Raw genomic sequence first — 17,076 nt, forward strand, 5'->3', positions numbered from 1 at the left:
GGTATACCACTGCGCAAAGTCCTCTTCCATCTTCGTAATGGCTTGCACTTGTTCTTTTGCCATAGTCAGTCTTCCTCCTTTTAGAAAATACAAAAAAGCCCGCGCCCCTAAATAGGGACCGAGCTTTGCCGGCGTTACCACCCTGATTCATACACAAAAATTGTATATGCTCTCTTTTTGATAACGGGAATTTCCCGCTGCATATGCAGAACTCAAAGGTAGGTTCCATATCGCCCTTTAAGAATCTTTCAGCCAAACGGATTCTCTCTCTGCAAAAAAGGTTGGACATGTACTAGTCCTTTTTCAGCGTTATAACGAAATAAATTTGTTGATTATCATAATACAAATTCTTTTTTAAAACAATAGCTAATTTTCTTATTTTTATATATTCTTTTCATTTTTTGTAGTTTTATACGTAGCTCTTTCGAACGATTTTCACAAGTTGATGTGCAACCATACCGATAAGTGTACCAAGTAGAACGAAGAAACAAATAAATCCATATCCCATTCCTTCCCACCCACCAATAGCTATCATTGTTACAGGAAAGAAAGCTAAACAAAGAAGTACTAAACTAAGTGAAAATATAATATCAAACTGTTTGTCTGGAAAACGTTTCTTTAGTAAATATGAAATAGCAAATACTAGGAGAATCGTGATTCCACCAATGATGTAAAAAATACCAAATCCATCTAGCCAGTCCATAGTATTCCCTCCTTTCATTCAATCCCTTATACTTATTATATGTTTAATTTTTCTGAAAATAAATAATAAATTTTATTCAGAAACATATTTTTATTACTAGGTATTAATAGTAATATATAAGAATAGGTTTTATATAATTAGGAGGATTACTTTATGGATAAAGCATTAACTAATCGTGTCATTATTTTATCATTCGACTGTTTATCAGCTTTAGATTTTCCTATACTACAAAAATTACCTAACTTCCAATCTCTAATAAAAAAGGGCGCGGTTGTAGAAAAAGTAGAACCAATTTATCCTTCTGTAACATATCCAAGCCACTCAACAATCGTTACTGGAAACTACCCTAATAAACATGGTGTTGTTACCAATACTTTACTTCAACCAGGACGTGAATCACCAGATTGGCATTGGTACCGAAAATCGATAAAAGGAACAACATTATATGATGAAGCACGCAAAGCAAATTTAACGACAGCAGCCCTTCTTTGGCCTGTTACTGGAAGAGCAAACATTGATTACAATTTACCGGAAATCTTTCCAAATAGACCGTGGCAAAATCAAATTTTAGTTTCATTATTTAGCGGTAGCCCGCTATACCAATTAGATTTAAATCGACGGTTCGGTCATATACGAAATGGATTATCACAACCTGAACTCGATGATTTCGTTCTTGCTTCTGCTGTACATACAATCCTTACAAAAAGGCCTAATGTCATGTTTGTGCATTTCACTGATTTAGACACACAAAGACACTATCATGGCTTTGAATCTAACGAAACAATAGCAGCTATCCATAGGCACGACGAACGTCTAGGAAAAATTATTCATGCATTAGAAGAAAGTGGAATATACGAAGAAAGTACAATTATTGCCCTTGGTGATCATAGCGCTTTAAGTGAAAACAAATCAATTCAATTAAATGTGCTATTCCATCAAAAAGAGCTTATATCTCTAAATAAAGAAGGTAAATTAGTAGATTGGAAGGCCTACTGTCAAAGTTGCGACGGTTCTGCCTATGTATATGTGAAAGACAAAAACGATACGGATACCATTCGGGAAGTACAACTACTTCTTGAAGAACTGCTTCAAAATAAACAAAATGGCATTGAATTTATACTTCATGATGAAGCGGCGAAAGAATCCGGTGCAGATGGTAATTGTTTATTTATGTTGGAAGCACAAGAGGGGTATTATTTCACTGAAAATTATACCGGTGATTTTATAAAAGAAATTACTAAAAAAGATGTTACTTCTAGTAAAAAATATACATTTGGAACTCATGGTTACTCCCCAACAAAGCCTAACTATGAAACAATTTTTATCGCTGCTGGAAAAGGTATTCAAAGTGGCGTTACAATCCCGTATATGAGACTTATTGATGAAGGTCCGACTATCGCAAGATTACTCGGTTTGCACTTAGGCGAAACAGACGGATCCATTATAGAGGATTTACTACAATTGTAAAGAACTGTGTATATATGTAAAAGTTATGTAAAAATCATCACTGTTTCTCTTTTTATAATTTTTATTTTTGTACACTGTTAGTAGAACAATTTAAGGGGGAACATTATATGAAAAAAATGTCCAGACAAGAAAAAAGCTGGATATTATATGATTGGGCGAATTCGGTATATTCGCTCGTCATTACAACTGCACTATTCCCAATTTACTTTAAAGCAGCTGCAAAAGAAGCTGGACTATCTGGTGCAACCTCAACAGCATATTGGGGATATGCAAACTCATTCGCTACACTTTTAATTTCTATACTTGCTCCTATTCTCGGCACAGTTGCTGATTATAAAGGGTTTAAAAAACGATTTTTCACATTCTTCTTTGGACTCGGCATCGTATTTACAAGTATGCTAGCAGTCGTCCCAACATCCCAGTGGTACTTATTACTAGGTTGCTATATGCTAGCACTAGTCGGTTTTGCTGGAGCAAACATTTTTTATGATGCATTTTTAGTAGATGTTACCTCTAAAGATAGAATGGATCGAATTTCTACACGAGGCTTTGCATTAGGCTATATTGGGAGCACAATTCCTTTTATCGGTTGTATCGCTCTTATTATTCTTGCTCAAAAAGGCACTATCCCTTTATCAGTCGGCATTGCCAGTCAAATTTCATTCGCAATAACAGCTCTTTGGTGGGGATTATTTACAATTCCAATGCTAAAAAACGTAGAGCAAACACATTATATTGAACGCCATCCAAGACCAATTGCAATGAGCTTCAAACGCCTTGCTGATACTTTTAAAAATATTAAAGAATATAAAACAGTCTTTATGTTCCTAATCGCCTATTTCTTCTACATTGACGGGGTCGATACAATTATTACTATGTCTACCGCTTACGGAACAGATCTCGGTATTAGTGCAACGAATCTATTAATCATCTTATTTGTCACACAAATTGTAGCTTGTCCATTCGCTTTATTATACGGAAAATTATCAGAAACATTTACAGGGAAAAAAATGCTATATGTTGGTATTATTATTTATATCATCATTTGCACATATGCTTATTTCTTAAAAACGACACTCGATTTCTGGATTTTAGCAATGTTAGTTGCCACTTCTCAAGGTGGTATTCAAGCACTTAGTCGTTCCTATTTTGCAAAACTAGTACCTAAAGAATCGGCAAATGAATTCTTCGGATTTTATAATATATTTGGCAAGTTTGCCGCGATCATGGGTCCAGTATTAGTCGGTGTTACAACGCAATTAACGGGAAAAACAAACGCTGGTGTCCTTAGTATTATCGTATTGTTTATTATCGGTGGATTCTTATTAACTAGAGTTCCTGAAAATGATACACCCGTTACACCACCTAATCCGAAAACTAAAACGCTATAAAAAGAAGATCCCCTTCACACAAGAAGAGGATCTTTCTTTATTTTTAACGATAACGCTTTACAAGTAAAAACACTACAGCTGGCTTTACAACTCTAGCAGCACATAACGTAAGTAAAAGCGGTACATCATGAAAATCTATCCATTTATTAAAACCTACCGATGCGAAAAAAAACCAAAAAATAAATACAATGCGTACATAATATGTAACATTTGCACTTGTTTTTCATACATGTTTTTCTAAATCTTTCTTCTCCTCATTTGCCCCTTCAACATTATGCGATGCTACAAATAAATAGTGCATACCAGTTTACTTGAAGTTCAATTAACCAATAGTAAAGTGCAAAATGCTAGCATACTTATAACTACTAATGTCGTAACTAAAAGACTTATTTTCTCTTTCCCCTACAGCTTATACAAAAATAGTTTATCAACAGTTGTTCCCAATACTTCCGCTAAACGAAAAGCTAACGCTAAGCTTGGATCATATTTATTATTCTCAATTGCATTTATCGTCTGTCTTGATACGCTACACTTATCAGCTAATGCACCTTGTGAAATATTATTTTCAGTGCGTAATTCATAAATTTGATTTTTCACATCTTTTCTCCTAACATGTAAAATCGTTTTTACAACATTAGTATATAATCGGTACATTTCATTGTCAAAAGACTGCCACAAGAAAAGGGAGCAATTCTGCTCCCTTACAATGGTTATTTCGAGGCTAACGAATTTGTTAGTTCCTCTTTATTAGCGACATCTTCTTTATTTATTTGCATGCGTAGAACTGGTCCAATCGCTAATAAAATAAGTGACATCGCTATACAAAATACAATAACTAATGAAGTCATTTCCTTCAATCCTCCAGCTAGTGATGTTCCAATTAACATTGCCCCCATAAACATTGGTAAAATGGTTCCATTTACTCTTCCAATCATATTTTCTGGTACAAGTTGAATCATAAGCGTACCGACAACGATATTAACACAAGCTAAACAAATACCTGTTCCAAATCGCATCAAACTAGTAATCCAAAATGATGTGGACAACCCTTCGACTAAAAATGAGATTGCTAATATACTCATACCAAATACAAACATCTTTTTCGGGTTTACTTTTGAAGCGAAAACCGCAGCAACAATACCACCGATTAGCATACCTATTCCATCCGCTGCTGCTAAATATTGAACTGCTTCCTTTTCCATTCCAAGACGTTCTATTACAAGAAACACCTCTAACGGATTCGTTAATCCAACAGCTAAGCCCATAATTGTGAAAGTGATCGTAATCATACGTAAATTTTTCGTATGAAGAACGTATTTCCATCCTTCTTTTATATCATTTTTTAATGATTCCTTCACTGCTTGCTCTTGTTCAATCCATTTCGGTAAAAATGAAAGGGCGATAGCAGATAATAAAAATAAAATGATTAAACTATATAGTGACGTAAACAAACCAAGTTGTGTATACACAAGCGATCCTACAACTGGTCCGAAAATCATAAACAATGACTGTAATGTTTGGTTAAATGCAATCGCATTTGCTACCTGTTCTTCCTTTACATAGCGCTTAAATATGCGTGAAGATGAAGGCTGAGAAAACTGACCTACAATTGCGGAAACGAGTGTCGCAAAAAATATTGCCTGCCAGTAATCAATCTTTAACAATAAAACAATCCCTATAATAGACAGTACACTTAACACATCCCCAGCAACCATTGTTCTTTTCGGGTTCCAGCGATCTGCTAAGGCGCCACCAATGAAAGAAAAAATAAAAATAGGTGCATATTCCATGACCGATAATAGTGACACTGAAACTGGATCATTATTCGTCCGCTCCATTATGAAATACAATAGGGCCATATTTCTGATCCAAATCGCAAATTGTTGTAAAATATCGGATGCCATAACGAGCATAAATGCTCGATTTTTAAATAAAGCTTTCATTTCCGCTCCTCCTTTTATAAACCGACCATTCGGTCTAATTCGTTTTAAAAGAAAAGCCGCTGACTTATTATTCAGCTGCCATCCCTTTTAACAATACATCTATTGCCTTTTTATAAACTCGCTTTAACTCGTTATAATCTAGCTCATAGTAAAGCACTCCAAGCCCTGATAATAAGCCATGTACAATATACATCAAATCGCGCGCATTTTCTTCACGAAACTCTCCAGACTGTATACCTGTTTCGATTAATCTCTCAAACATAACATATGATTCTCTAGTTAAAGCTAATAATTCATCTAGAACCTCTTTGCTCACAACTTGGCTCATAGAAAATTCCTCTATTGCACTCGAAATAGGTTGTTGTATATCCTCTACATAATATTCTGCGAGACCATATAATTTTTCAATACTAGTACTATACAACTTCTCTTTTTCATTCCATTTTTCAAGCCAATCATACGTATGCTGTTTTACTACAAATAAAAATAATTCTTCTTTACTTTTAAAATGGTAATAAATACTCCCTTTACTTCGCTCTGTAATTTCACAAATATCTTCCATAGATGTGGCTGCATAGCCTTTTTGTGAAAACAGATTTTCTGCTTTGTATGCAATTTCCTTCTTTATCTCTTCTGCGCTTTTTCTCATACTCACACCTCTTTAAACCGACCGTTCAGTCTAATGATAACAAATGAAAAACCTCTTTCGCAAGAGGCTATATTCCTTATTTACGAAAACGTACTTTCAAACCAAGTTCGGATCATATGTATTGTTCCAAATTTAAATCCAAGTTTAACAAGAAATACACCTCCAGCAACTAATAAAAACAATGCTATTTTCCCTTTATTTTTCACTTTCGGTTCCCTTCCCATTTCTATTCTCCTAATCATGTTAAAAATATTAAACAAACGTTTATTTAACTGTTAGTGTGCGTATGTAAGCCAACTAATCAAACGTTTGTTTAAAAAAGAAATACGCCTATATAAGGCGTATTCTTATCAATCACCGCCACCACCGCAACTACCTCCACTATCTCCTCCAAAAGACCCTCCACAGTCATGTGAACTGCTATCATGTGAGCTGTCATTATTATCAGATCCAGCAAAGAAAAAAAGCGGTGATGAGTTATTAGACGAATTATGTATGTTATTTTGTTTCGTAAGGTTTACTTTCTTTTTATTTGATCGAACAGCTATTACAATTATTCCAATGACAACAAATAATAGTATGACAATAATAAATTCCATATAAAAACCTCCCTAATTCTCGAATAATTGAATGGTTCTCTCTAAATTTTCAAGTGAAATAAAGCGCGATTCACGAAGGATCTCTTTTCCATTATGAAATAACAAAATTGTCGGCCCTGTAAATACTGCATATCGCCCCGCAACTTCTTGCATGTCTTGTAGTAATATCTCTATTTTCTCTACGTAATCATAATTCTCTAATACGTAATTTACTTTCCTTAACATGACATCACAAACACCACAATTTTCTGTTTTAATAAATAGAAGTACTAATTGCTGTTCTTCAATATATGTTGCTAATTCTTCTATCGTTTCAAATGTATTCATCTTATCCCTCTTAACTTAATTTACGAAATGCTGAACTATCTTTCTCTTTTCCATTACCTGCTGAAAACACAACGTTTTTGCTGTTAACCCTTCTTGTAATTTTTTCCTCTCTACTTCATCATAACAGCAAGCAATTAAATCTTCTATTTTTAATATATCTTTTGTAAGTCCATTTCTGCTGGAATCATTCCCGCATTTTTTAAATTTTATAGCTCATCCTTAACTCTAGAGGTACCATTAAAAGATCTTCTAATTGTAGTGGTTTTCCTTTTCCCGAAATATAATCCAGATCACCATTCCAGATTGCTTGTCGAACCTTTTCTTCAGCAATGTTCAAAAACACATCCACACTATCCTCTTCCTTACATATTTTTACTATTATTTTATATGAAATTTCACCATCTTACCACCCCATTACAAGTTGACTTCATACAATTTTTTCTCAAATTTATTTATAATAAGCTATTTTCTTCCTCACCGGTCTTTCATTTTCATATGCAGTTTGTATTAAAGCCTTTTTGTATTGAGAAAGTCTTTCTTCATACAATAAAGCGTTTACACTAAATCTTACATTTGTTACGATTTAATCACCCCAGCTCTCTTGTATAGACTTCGTGATGTCTGATCATTTTTATCTAGACGTTTCATACGTCTAGATTCACTTTGATTTATCGGCAAATGCCTTTAAATATATCTTTTACCTTGAAAGGGGAAATGACTATGAGGTCAAAAAAATTCACATTACTATTGCTATCTCTACTACTCTTCTTACCTCTTTTTCTCGCAAATTTTATTACTCCAAATCTCGCATCAGCAAATTCACCAACGCAAAATCAAAAAATTATTGGGTACTTTCCTTCGTGGGGCATCTACGGACGTAATTATCAAGTTGCAGACATCGATGCATCAAAGCTCACTCATTTAAACTATGCGTTTGCTGATATTTGCTGGAATGGAAAACATGGAAATCCTTCTACACATCCCGATAATCCAAATAAACAAACATGGAACTGTAAAGAATCTGGTGTACCGTTGCAAAATAAAGAAGTTCCTAATGGTACTCTCGTATTAGGTGAGCCCTGGGCTGATGTCACAAAATCTTATCCAGGATCAGGTACAACTTGGGAAGATTGTGATAAATATGCCCGTTGTGGCAACTTCGGAGAATTAAAACGACTAAAAGCTAAATACCCTCATTTAAAAACCATTATTTCCGTCGGAGGCTGGACTTGGTCTAATCGATTTTCTGATATGGCAGCTGATGAAAAAACTAGAAAAGTATTCGCAGAATCAACAGTCGATTTCCTACGTGTATACGGATTTGACGGTGTCGATTTAGACTGGGAATATCCAGGTGTTGAAACGATTCCTGGTGGTAGTTACCGTCCTGAAGATAAACAAAATTTCACACTCCTTCTTCAAGATGTCCGAAATGCTTTAAATAAAGCCGGTACTGAAGATGGAAAACAATATTTATTAACAATTGCTTCAGGGGCAAGTCAACGTTATGCCGATCATACAGAGTTAAAGAAAATCTCTCAAATACTCGATTGGATTAATATTATGACATATGATTTCCACGGCGGTTGGGAAGCAACTTCTAACCATAATGCCGCATTATATAAAGATCCGAATGATCCAGCAGCTGATACGAAATTTTACGTAGATGGAGCTATTGACGTTTATAAAAATGAAGGTGTACCAGCTGATAAACTCGTATTAGGCGTACCATTTTACGGACGTGGTTGGAAAAGTTGTGGAAAAGATAATAATGGGCAATATCAACCATGTAAACCAGGTAGTGATGGCAAACTAGCATCTAAAGGTACTTGGGATGATTATTCTACTGGTGATACGGGTGTTTATGATTACGGTGATTTAGCAGCGAATTACGTAAACAAAAATGGTTTTGTACGCTATTGGAATGATACAGCTAAAGTACCTTATTTATACAATGCTACTACAGGCACATTTATTAGCTACGATGACAATGAATCTATGAAATATAAAACAGATTATATAAAAACAAAAGGTTTAAGTGGAGCAATGTTTTGGGAACTTAGTGGTGACTGTCGCACAAGTCCAAAATATAGCTGTAGTGGTCCAAAATTGCTTGATACGTTAGTAACCGAATTACTTGGTGGACCTATCAGTCAAAAAGATACTGAATCACCAACGAACGTAAAAAACATTGTGGTTACTAATAAAACCTCAAGCTCAGTCCAATTAAGCTGGACTGCATCTACTGATAATGTGGGAGTTACTGAATATGAAGTTACTGCTGGGGAAGAAAAATGGAGTACAACATCAAATAGCATTACAATTAAAAATTTGAAACCTAATACGGAATACACTTTTTCAATACTAGCAAAGGACGCTGCCGGGAATAAATCACAACCTAATTCTATTATTGTAAAAACTGATGATGCTAACACAACGCCTCCTGATGGTAATGGTAAGGCTACATTTTCAGTTACTTCAAATTGGGGAAGTGGCTATAACTTCTCAATTGTAATTAAAAATAACAGCACAAGCCCTATTAAAAACTGGAAGTTAGAATTTGATTATAACGGCAATTTAACACAAGTTTGGGATTCTAAAATTAGTAGTAAAACAAATAATCATTATGTAATTACAAATGCCGGATGGAACCGTGAAATTCCTCCTGGTGGATCTATTACAATAGGAGGTGCAGGAACAGGTAACCCTGCCGAACTTTTAAATGCCGTTATTAGCGAAAACTAGACGTAACATTCTTTAATTGTTTCACTAAAGTTTGAATTTAGGTTTGAATAATCTTTCCTAAATTCAAACTTTTAATTTTGCGAAAAATCACAAATTAAAATTACAATAACCGATTATAATTATATTTAGTTTTCAATATGAAGTTTGCGTGAAGTTCATCTGAATTTTACATGAATTTCCTTTAATTTCTATTGTCTTCCCATACTAATCACCTTATTCTTTATATATAGGAATAATTTTCATTCCATTTCAAGCTATCTATATATACAAAAAAGATAGTTGCCTATTAGGGAAAGGCGTCTAATATTATTATAAATATAAACATAATCGCAGAAAAAGCACGCTTATAAGCGCACCATAAGAGTGCTTCTTCATACAATTCTCATGTAAGAGTTCTCGAAAATCATGTTAATCACAAAGAAAAGGCCGTAGCTTATATAAGCTACGGCCTTTTCTTTGTGATTATTTTTAAACGTTCCATTCTTCGATATTCCATACTTTCGTTATCCACGTTTCATAGAAAGAAGCTCATGTGAAACGATTAAAACTGTTAAAAGACTTTTTCTATTTTTTCATATAAGGAGCTAATACACTTAAAATTTCTTCCTTATCCTTCTTTAACTCCAATGATGTTAACATATCCATCGTTCGAGGACGAGGTAATTTCACTTGCACTTCACCAACTATTGATGCTGGTCTTTGAGATAAAATAAATACGCGATCAGAAAGTAAAATTGCTTCATCTAAGTCGTGTGTAACCATAACAATTGTTTGCTTTTCTTGATGCCAAGAATTTAAAAGCCAACTGTGTACTTCCATTTTTGTAAATGCATCTAATTTTCCAAAAGGCTCATCAAGTAGCATAATTGGCTTCTCACATAAGTATGTACGAAGAAAGCTAATTCTTTGGCGCATACCACCAGATAATGCATCAGGATAATGATCCGCATATTCATCTAACTCAAACTGCTTTAATGCTTCCATTCCTTCTGTTAACCTTTGTTTTTTAGATTTCCCCTCAATTTCTAATGGAAGAACAATATTTTGTAAAGCCGATCGCCACGGTAATAATAAATCTTGTTGTGGCATATAGCTTACAACATCTTGTTTTCTCACATGTTCCTCATTATAAAATACCTCTCCACTCGTTGGCTCTTCAACACTCGCAATCATATTTAACAATGTGCTTTTCCCACAACCACTCGGACCGACAAAAGAGACAAACTCTCCCTCCTGTATAGAGGCACTAATATTTGCTAATACATTCTTTCCATCGAAAGATTTCACAATATCTTTTATTTGTAATCCGCTCATTTTTCACTTGGAAGGAATTCATTTGTAAAAGCATCTTTTACATCAATTTTCTTTTTAATAACTTTGTTGTCGTATAAGAAATTCATGTAATTCGTCCAAACTTCTTCCTTCTGTACTCCCCAGACTTTTGCATCATCTTGATACTTCGTACTTAACCACTTTTGACTTTCTTGTACTAATTCCTTATTCACATCTGGAACAGCTTTAATTAAAATATCAGCAGCTTCTTTCGGCTCTTTAATTGCAAAATTATAACCTTCTGTCGTTGCAGTCATAAACTTTTTCACGAAGTCTTTATCTTGCTTCGTATGTTTTTCACTCGTAATAATAACAGGACTATAGAAATCAAGCGCTGGATCTAAGTCTTTCACCATAATCGTATTTAACTCTTTTCCTTGACGCTTCGCTTCAATGCCATCCCATCCATAATAAATCCATTCAAAGTCCGCATCACGACCGATTGATTTGAAGAAGTCTGTTTGTCCTAAGATGATTTTTTCGACTTTATTAAAATCAGCTTGATGTTTCTCCATAATTGTTTTTAACGTCGCTTCTTCTGCTGGTCCTCCCCAGCCACCATAACGTTTACCTTCAAAGTCTTTCGGTGACGTCATATTATCTTTTTTTAGTGATGCAAAAGCAGAGGTATTATGCTGAATAATTGCACCAACAGAAACAACTGGGATTCCTTCAACACGAGCTAATGTTACATTTTCCTGTGCGCTTATCGCAAAATCTGCTTTCCCAGAAGCAATCATCTGCTCTGCTGTGACATTATCACCAGGCTGGATAATTTCTACATCAAGCCCTTGTTTTTTGTAATAGTCTTTCGTTTTCGCTACATATAAGCCAGTATGATTCGTATTTGGAAACCAATCTAAAACAACTTTTACTTTTTTATCTTTACTTGCACTTTCTTCTTTCTTCGCCGGATTACACCCAGCCACACTTACTGCTAATAAAGCAGCTAACATAATTTTTAAACCTTTTTTCATTTTCTGCCGTCCTTTCTATATATCCATGGTGCTGTTATTCTTGCCATAAACTCCACGATAAAATACAGGCATAATGTCACCATGACGATAATTGCTGCAACACCAAATACTCGAGCAGTTAAAAAAGATTTTGTAGCTCTCGTAAGCATAACCCCTAACCCTTCACTTGCACCGAGCCATTCTCCGATAATTGCCCCCATCACGCTATATGTAACTGCAATTTTTAAACCCGAGAAAAAGTATGGGAGCACTGCCGGAAACTTTACTTTCTGGTAAATTTGCCATTTCGTTGCTTTCATTGTTTGCAACAATTTCAACATATTTTTATCTACAGTTTGAAAACCTTCTAAAATACTAAGCGCAATTGGGAAGAAACAAACGAGTATGACGACCATTACTTTCGGCAACATCCCATATCCAAACCAAATAATAAATAACGGTGCAAGTACAACGATTGGAATCGTTTGCGAAATAACGAGCAACGGATTTATTAAAATACGAAATAAAGGTATCACGTCCATAATAATTGCAATACTCGTCCCAAGTAAAATCGCAAAAAATAGTCCGATTATAACTTCCTGCAGTGTTTGCATCGTATTTGGTAATAGTAAATCCTTCATTCCAATTAATTCTTGAACAACGGCAGAAGGCTTTGGTAAAATCCACGGTTCGATTTTAAATAATGAAACAGATCCTTCCCATATCGCAATGAGAAGGATAAGCCAAATTGTTGTAATAAGTTTAGATTGCTTCTGGTTTTGCATATTCATCACGGTACTTCCAAACCTTTTCATCTATCGTTACACCAGTGCTTGGACGATAATGGATTTTAATAGAAGTAATCACTTCTTCAGCTCCAGCATCGACGCAAGCTTGCTGCGCACGTTTCACGACATCAAGAAGTACATCTAATTCTCCTTCCAACGTTGTTTCCATTGCTCCTACTTCATAACGAACTCCCGATTGTTGTACAACTTCAATTGCTTTATCAACAACAGAATATACATCTTTTGTTTTTGCTTGCGGTACTACTGAAAATGACATTGTAACTTGTTGTGACATAATAAAAATCCCCCTTATAAAATATGTTTCCAAAAAAAGAAAAGGCTTTCCTACCATGTAGGAAAGCCTTGTATACAAGTTATTCTATAATAACTTATGCTACATCACTTTAAAGTAACTCCCTACGCTGGCATTATCCAGATCAGGTTGAGGGTCGATGTATACTTACATCCTCTCAGCCAATTGGCTCCCCGGTTCTTAATTCGTTCTCATTGTAGCATGATTTATTTTATTGAACAAACAAAAACGTACATAATCATTTCATTACTTTTGGAAAATATCCAACTTTTTCACCATGAGCTAATAACAGCTGAATAAATTCTTTATTAATCGCTGGCACTATCAGCTCTTTTTTCTTAATCCATTCATTTGTTCTACGAGTACCCATGACAATTTCAGATTGCTGTGCTCCATCTCCTGCAACTTGAGAAGCAATTAACTCTGCTATTTCTTCATTTCCTTTTGCTAATTCAAGCCCGATATTTACATATTCCGAAAGTGGAACCATTTCAAGATTGTATCCACACCCCTCAATTAGCTTTATAAAATGTTCAAATTCAACTTGATGTGGATGGCAAATATGTAACGTCTCTCCTACAATTTTTGGATCTTGTAAATACGATACAATCGACTTACTGGCAAAGTCAATTGGTGTAAAATCAACTTTCCACTTCACATTTGGTGCCTTTCCAATTAGAAGCATCGTTTTAATAAGACGATAAAATGCATTTCCTTCAATGTTTTGTTGGAACGAACCCGTTTCTGAATGACATGCTAGGTTACCTGCACGATAAATATTCCCTCGTATGCCGCTCTTCAAAGCTTCACGAACAAGATTTTCCGCCTGTAGTTTACTATCGGAATACACATTCTCTAACTCTACATTATAATTGAAATCACCTGTTTCCATATATGTATCCCATTGCTCTACCGCTAATTCTATCGGAATACCAATTGTAGAAATAAAGTGGAATATAGCACCATTCTCGGCTAACGCTAGCATACGGTTCGTGCCTTGGACGTTCACATTTTTAAATTGTTTTACATCTCCAAAATGTCTTACATCTGCACCGCAATGAATTACCGTATCGACCTTAGAACTAATTAAAATAAATTCCTCTTCGCTCATCCCAAGATACTCTTCTCCCAAATCACCAGGTACAGCCTGTATACGCTGTAACCACTCTTCACATATATCATTAAAGTAGCTTGTTAATGTATCGATAATTCTTTGTTGCACATCTTTTGTCGGTCTTACTAAACAATAAATGGTAGCAGATGTATCTCTCAATAATTCATATAATATGTGCGACCCCAAATAACCAGTAGCTCCTGTTAAAAAGACATTTGAGATGTTAATGTCTTCTAAAACATTCGAATAAGTAATAGTATTCGGTTCGTGAATCACCTTATATTCACGAAATACTTCTTCTGTCTCTACTTTTACTTCTCTCTCAATTCTAGCTAATCCATATATCGTTCTTTCTTTAAAGAAATCTTGAATTGTTAAATGTGAAAAATCTTCTTTTAACAATGTTAAGACTCTCAATACTTTCAACGAATGTCCACCAATTGTAAAGAAATCATCATACACTCCAATTTTTGAAATTCCTAATACCTCTGCCCAAGCTTTTGCTATTTGTTTCTCTGCTTTATTAGAAGGTGCAACATATTCTTGTAGACGAACCGGTTCATACTTTTCTTCTAACTGAGCTAACTTTTTAACATCAACCTTTTTATTTGGTGTAAGTGGTAGTTCATTAATATAAATTAATTTAGATGGTACCATATAATCCGGTAACTGCTCTTGTAACTGATAAACTAATTCTGGTATTTCCTTTTTGTTCAAAGTTGTATAGAATGCGATTAAATATTGGCTACCTTCCTTGCTCTTCTTAGCAAAAACAGCATTTTCTTTTATATTATGATTTTGAGAAATTTTACTTTGGATTTCTCCTAGTTCAATACGATGTCCTCTAATTTTTACTTGATCATCTTTCCGATGTAAAAACTCTATATTTCCATCCTCTAGCAACTTAACGATATCACCTGTTTTATATATATTAACTATAGGATTAAAGGGGTTCGGAATAAAAGCTTCAATTGTTTTATTAGGCTTATTAAAATACCCTTTTGCTAATCCTACTGAATCTATATATAACTCACCAGGTACACCAATTGGACAAAGATTCATATTCTCATCCAAAATCATAACTTGATAATTAGCACATGGTTTACCAATGGGAATACTCGCAACATCCTCATTTAACTGATTAGGTATTTTATAGGTTGTCGTCACTACAGTACATTCTGTCGGTCCGTATACATTATGAATTTCAACATTTGTATTTATTCTTTCTCTCCACAATTTAATAACCTCTACAGGCAACATTTCACCGCCAATCGCAATTCTTTTCAGGGAAGCTAGCTTATATATATCTTCTTCTGCTAAATAAGTTGCTACTTGTCGAACAAAAATTGTCGCTAATGCCAAGATCGAAGTTGCTTTCACTTTATAGATTGCATTTGCAAATGCTTCTACAGACAATCGCTCTTCCTCTAATAATACATACAAGTTTCCTCCGCAGAATAAAGAAGCAAATGACTCCCATACAGAAGCATCGAAACTAAAGGAAGGAAATTGGGCAAATACATCCTCTTCTGTCAATTCATATTGCTTTTGCATCCAAGTGTACAGATTAACAACGCCTCTATGTGCTAACATCGTTCCCTTTGGATTCCCTGTTGAACCAGATGTATAAATCATATAAGCTACATCATCACAATGAATAGACAACTGTACATCTATATCTTCATAAGTTTCACTATCATACATTGAAACTGTTTGAACCCCATCACATGTTATAGGCGTCTCTTTCATCAATATAACTTTCGCTTGGCTATCTTGAATAATGTACTGTATTCTACTTTCCGGATAATCTGGATCAATCGGAACATACGCTGCACCAGCTTTTAATATAGCTACCATACTTACTACTGTCTCTATGCTACGTTTCATAAATATTCCAACATAGTCTCCTAATTGGACGCCGTTTTTCATTAACATATGAGCTATTTGATTACTTTTTTTATTTAGCTCCTCATAAGTTAAAGTACCTTCCCTTGAAGATAAAGCTATACGATTTGGAAATTGAGTAACAGTATTATAGAACATATCGACGATACTTTTCTCAGGATATACTGCTGTCGTATCATTCACTTGACTATAAAGTGCCATCTCGGCCTCTGTAATAACATTAAAATGTTTTATATGTTTATTCGCATTTTGTGATGAATCAATTAAAATACCTTGTATTTGTTGTGCATAACGAGTAATCGTTGTCTCTTTCCAATTAACACTATTATATATTATTTCTACACTTTGCATATTTTTACCAAATACAAATTGTAATGTATTTGTGTCTTGTAGCTCATAATATGTTTCACCAATAATAATAGATGACATTTCATATAATGTATTACCGTTTTGAAACTCTTCTATTTCTTCCTCATTCATTTCTTTAATTTGTTCCAGCTGCTCTTCAATCTGCAAATTCAAACTTTCATAGGAGAGAAAATTAGAAACTTTAATAGTAATCGGAAATAAACTTCCTCTTACATGATATAGCACGACAATATGTTTTTCTTTAGAAACATGATATAACCACGTCGCAGCTGCTCCTATTAAATCTACAATATGAGTCAATTTTGGAAATGGTATAGTTTTTCTTTTTATTCCAAACTCTATCTTTTGCGCATCTTTAGGTATTTGAATACTCCCTTCTACTTTCCCTAAAAATTCTTTTACCATCTCATTATAAGAAATCGCTAATTTCATATTTATGTAAATTCCTCTCCTAAATATAATAAAGGTGTGAAAA

15 protein-coding genes, 2 pseudogenes, 1 riboswitch and 1 other annotated feature are annotated in these 17,076 nt (G+C 34.4%); of the genes and pseudogenes, 3 read left to right on the forward strand and 14 right to left on the reverse strand.

Annotated features, from left to right (window positions below; genetic code table 11):
• Positions 1-110: 110 nt before the first annotated feature.
• Positions 111-316, reverse strand: a binding site (T-box leader).
• 93 nt (positions 317-409) lie between these two features.
• Positions 410-703 carry a YesK-like family protein gene (locus tag JDS92_RS16680; protein ID WP_000383863.1) on the reverse strand — a complete coding sequence of 98 codons (294 nt, stop codon included), beginning with the start codon at positions 701-703 and terminating at the stop codon, positions 410-412.
• A 153-nt stretch (positions 704-856) separates the two neighbouring features.
• Here JDS92_RS16680 and JDS92_RS16685 point away from each other — a divergent pair, with 153 nt between their 5' ends.
• Both JDS92_RS16685 and JDS92_RS16690 read left to right on the forward strand, forming a co-directional pair.
• A complete protein-coding gene (locus JDS92_RS16685) occupies positions 857-2,170 on the forward strand; it encodes an alkaline phosphatase family protein (protein ID WP_098711091.1) in 1,314 nt (437 codons plus the stop codon).
• Positions 2,171-2,277: 107 nt separating this feature from the next.
• On the forward strand, positions 2,278-3,561 hold the full coding sequence (locus tag JDS92_RS16690) for an MFS transporter (protein ID WP_000738837.1): 1,284 nt from the start codon (positions 2,278-2,280) through the stop codon (positions 3,559-3,561).
• A gap of 43 nt (positions 3,562-3,604) precedes the next feature.
• Here the strand turns inward: JDS92_RS16690 and JDS92_RS16695 are convergent.
• The 8 genes and pseudogenes from JDS92_RS16695 to JDS92_RS16730 all read right to left on the reverse strand — a co-directional run bounded on the left by JDS92_RS16695 (position 3,605) and on the right by JDS92_RS16730 (position 7,428).
• Positions 3,605-3,915: pseudogene (locus JDS92_RS16695) on the reverse strand (hypothetical protein).
• Positions 3,916-3,963: 48 nt separating this feature from the next.
• A complete protein-coding gene (locus JDS92_RS16700; protein ID WP_080001328.1) occupies positions 3,964-4,215 on the reverse strand; it encodes a helix-turn-helix transcriptional regulator in 252 nt (83 codons plus the stop codon).
• 56 nt (positions 4,216-4,271) lie between these two features.
• Positions 4,272-5,504 (reverse strand): MFS transporter, encoded by a 1,233-nt coding sequence (locus tag JDS92_RS16705; protein WP_087968986.1) that lies wholly within the window; start codon positions 5,502-5,504, stop codon positions 4,272-4,274.
• Between the two features lie 67 nt (positions 5,505-5,571).
• Complete coding sequence (locus JDS92_RS16710; protein ID WP_001231936.1) at positions 5,572-6,153, reverse strand: TetR/AcrR family transcriptional regulator; 582 nt, start codon at positions 6,151-6,153, stop codon at positions 5,572-5,574.
• A gap of 80 nt (positions 6,154-6,233) precedes the next feature.
• Positions 6,234-6,377 carry a hypothetical protein gene (locus JDS92_RS16715; RefSeq protein ID WP_000532279.1) on the reverse strand — a complete coding sequence of 48 codons (144 nt, stop codon included), beginning with the start codon at positions 6,375-6,377 and terminating at the stop codon, positions 6,234-6,236.
• A gap of 126 nt (positions 6,378-6,503) precedes the next feature.
• Positions 6,504-6,752 (reverse strand): hypothetical protein, encoded by a 249-nt coding sequence (locus JDS92_RS16720; RefSeq protein ID WP_000394360.1) that lies wholly within the window; start codon positions 6,750-6,752, stop codon positions 6,504-6,506.
• A gap of 12 nt (positions 6,753-6,764) precedes the next feature.
• On the reverse strand, positions 6,765-7,079 hold the full coding sequence (locus JDS92_RS16725; protein WP_001091216.1) for a thioredoxin family protein: 315 nt from the start codon (positions 7,077-7,079) through the stop codon (positions 6,765-6,767).
• 15 nt (positions 7,080-7,094) lie between these two features.
• A pseudogene (locus tag JDS92_RS16730) lies at positions 7,095-7,428 on the reverse strand (DnaJ family domain-containing protein).
• A gap of 371 nt (positions 7,429-7,799) precedes the next feature.
• On the opposite strand from JDS92_RS16730, the gene JDS92_RS16735 reads away from it, so the two are divergent.
• A complete protein-coding gene (locus tag JDS92_RS16735; protein ID WP_199632178.1) occupies positions 7,800-9,824 on the forward strand; it encodes a glycosyl hydrolase family 18 protein in 2,025 nt (674 codons plus the stop codon).
• 564 nt (positions 9,825-10,388) lie between these two features.
• Here JDS92_RS16735 and JDS92_RS16740 read toward each other — a convergent pair.
• The 5 genes from JDS92_RS16740 to JDS92_RS16760 all read right to left on the reverse strand — a co-directional run bounded on the left by JDS92_RS16740 (position 10,389) and on the right by JDS92_RS16760 (position 17,033).
• Positions 10,389-11,138: an ABC transporter ATP-binding protein gene (locus tag JDS92_RS16740; RefSeq protein ID WP_000016055.1), complete on the reverse strand. Its 750-nt coding sequence runs from the start codon at positions 11,136-11,138 to the stop codon at positions 10,389-10,391.
• Positions 11,135-12,133 (reverse strand): ABC transporter substrate-binding protein, encoded by a 999-nt coding sequence (locus JDS92_RS16745; RefSeq protein ID WP_199632179.1) that lies wholly within the window; start codon positions 12,131-12,133, stop codon positions 11,135-11,137. Before JDS92_RS16745 ends, JDS92_RS16740 begins: the two co-directional genes overlap by 4 nt.
• Positions 12,130-12,903 (reverse strand): ABC transporter permease, encoded by a 774-nt coding sequence (locus JDS92_RS16750; protein WP_199632180.1) that lies wholly within the window; start codon positions 12,901-12,903, stop codon positions 12,130-12,132. Before JDS92_RS16750 ends, JDS92_RS16745 begins: the two co-directional genes overlap by 4 nt.
• Positions 12,875-13,195, reverse strand: a complete 321-nt coding sequence (locus tag JDS92_RS16755) for an MTH1187 family thiamine-binding protein (protein ID WP_000082906.1) — start codon at positions 13,193-13,195, stop codon at positions 12,875-12,877. Before JDS92_RS16755 ends, JDS92_RS16750 begins: the two co-directional genes overlap by 29 nt.
• A 102-nt stretch (positions 13,196-13,297) precedes the next feature.
• Positions 13,298-13,399: riboswitch (TPP riboswitch) on the reverse strand.
• Positions 13,400-13,451: 52 nt separating this feature from the next.
• Positions 13,452-17,033 carry a non-ribosomal peptide synthetase family protein gene (locus tag JDS92_RS16760; protein ID WP_199632181.1) on the reverse strand — a complete coding sequence of 1,194 codons (3,582 nt, stop codon included), beginning with the start codon at positions 17,031-17,033 and terminating at the stop codon, positions 13,452-13,454.
• Between the last annotated feature and the right edge of the window lie 43 nt (positions 17,034-17,076).

Source organism: Bacillus cereus group sp. N12, assembly GCF_016483575.1.
Classification (GTDB): Bacteria; Bacillota; Bacilli; order Bacillales; family Bacillaceae_G; genus Bacillus_A; species Bacillus_A toyonensis.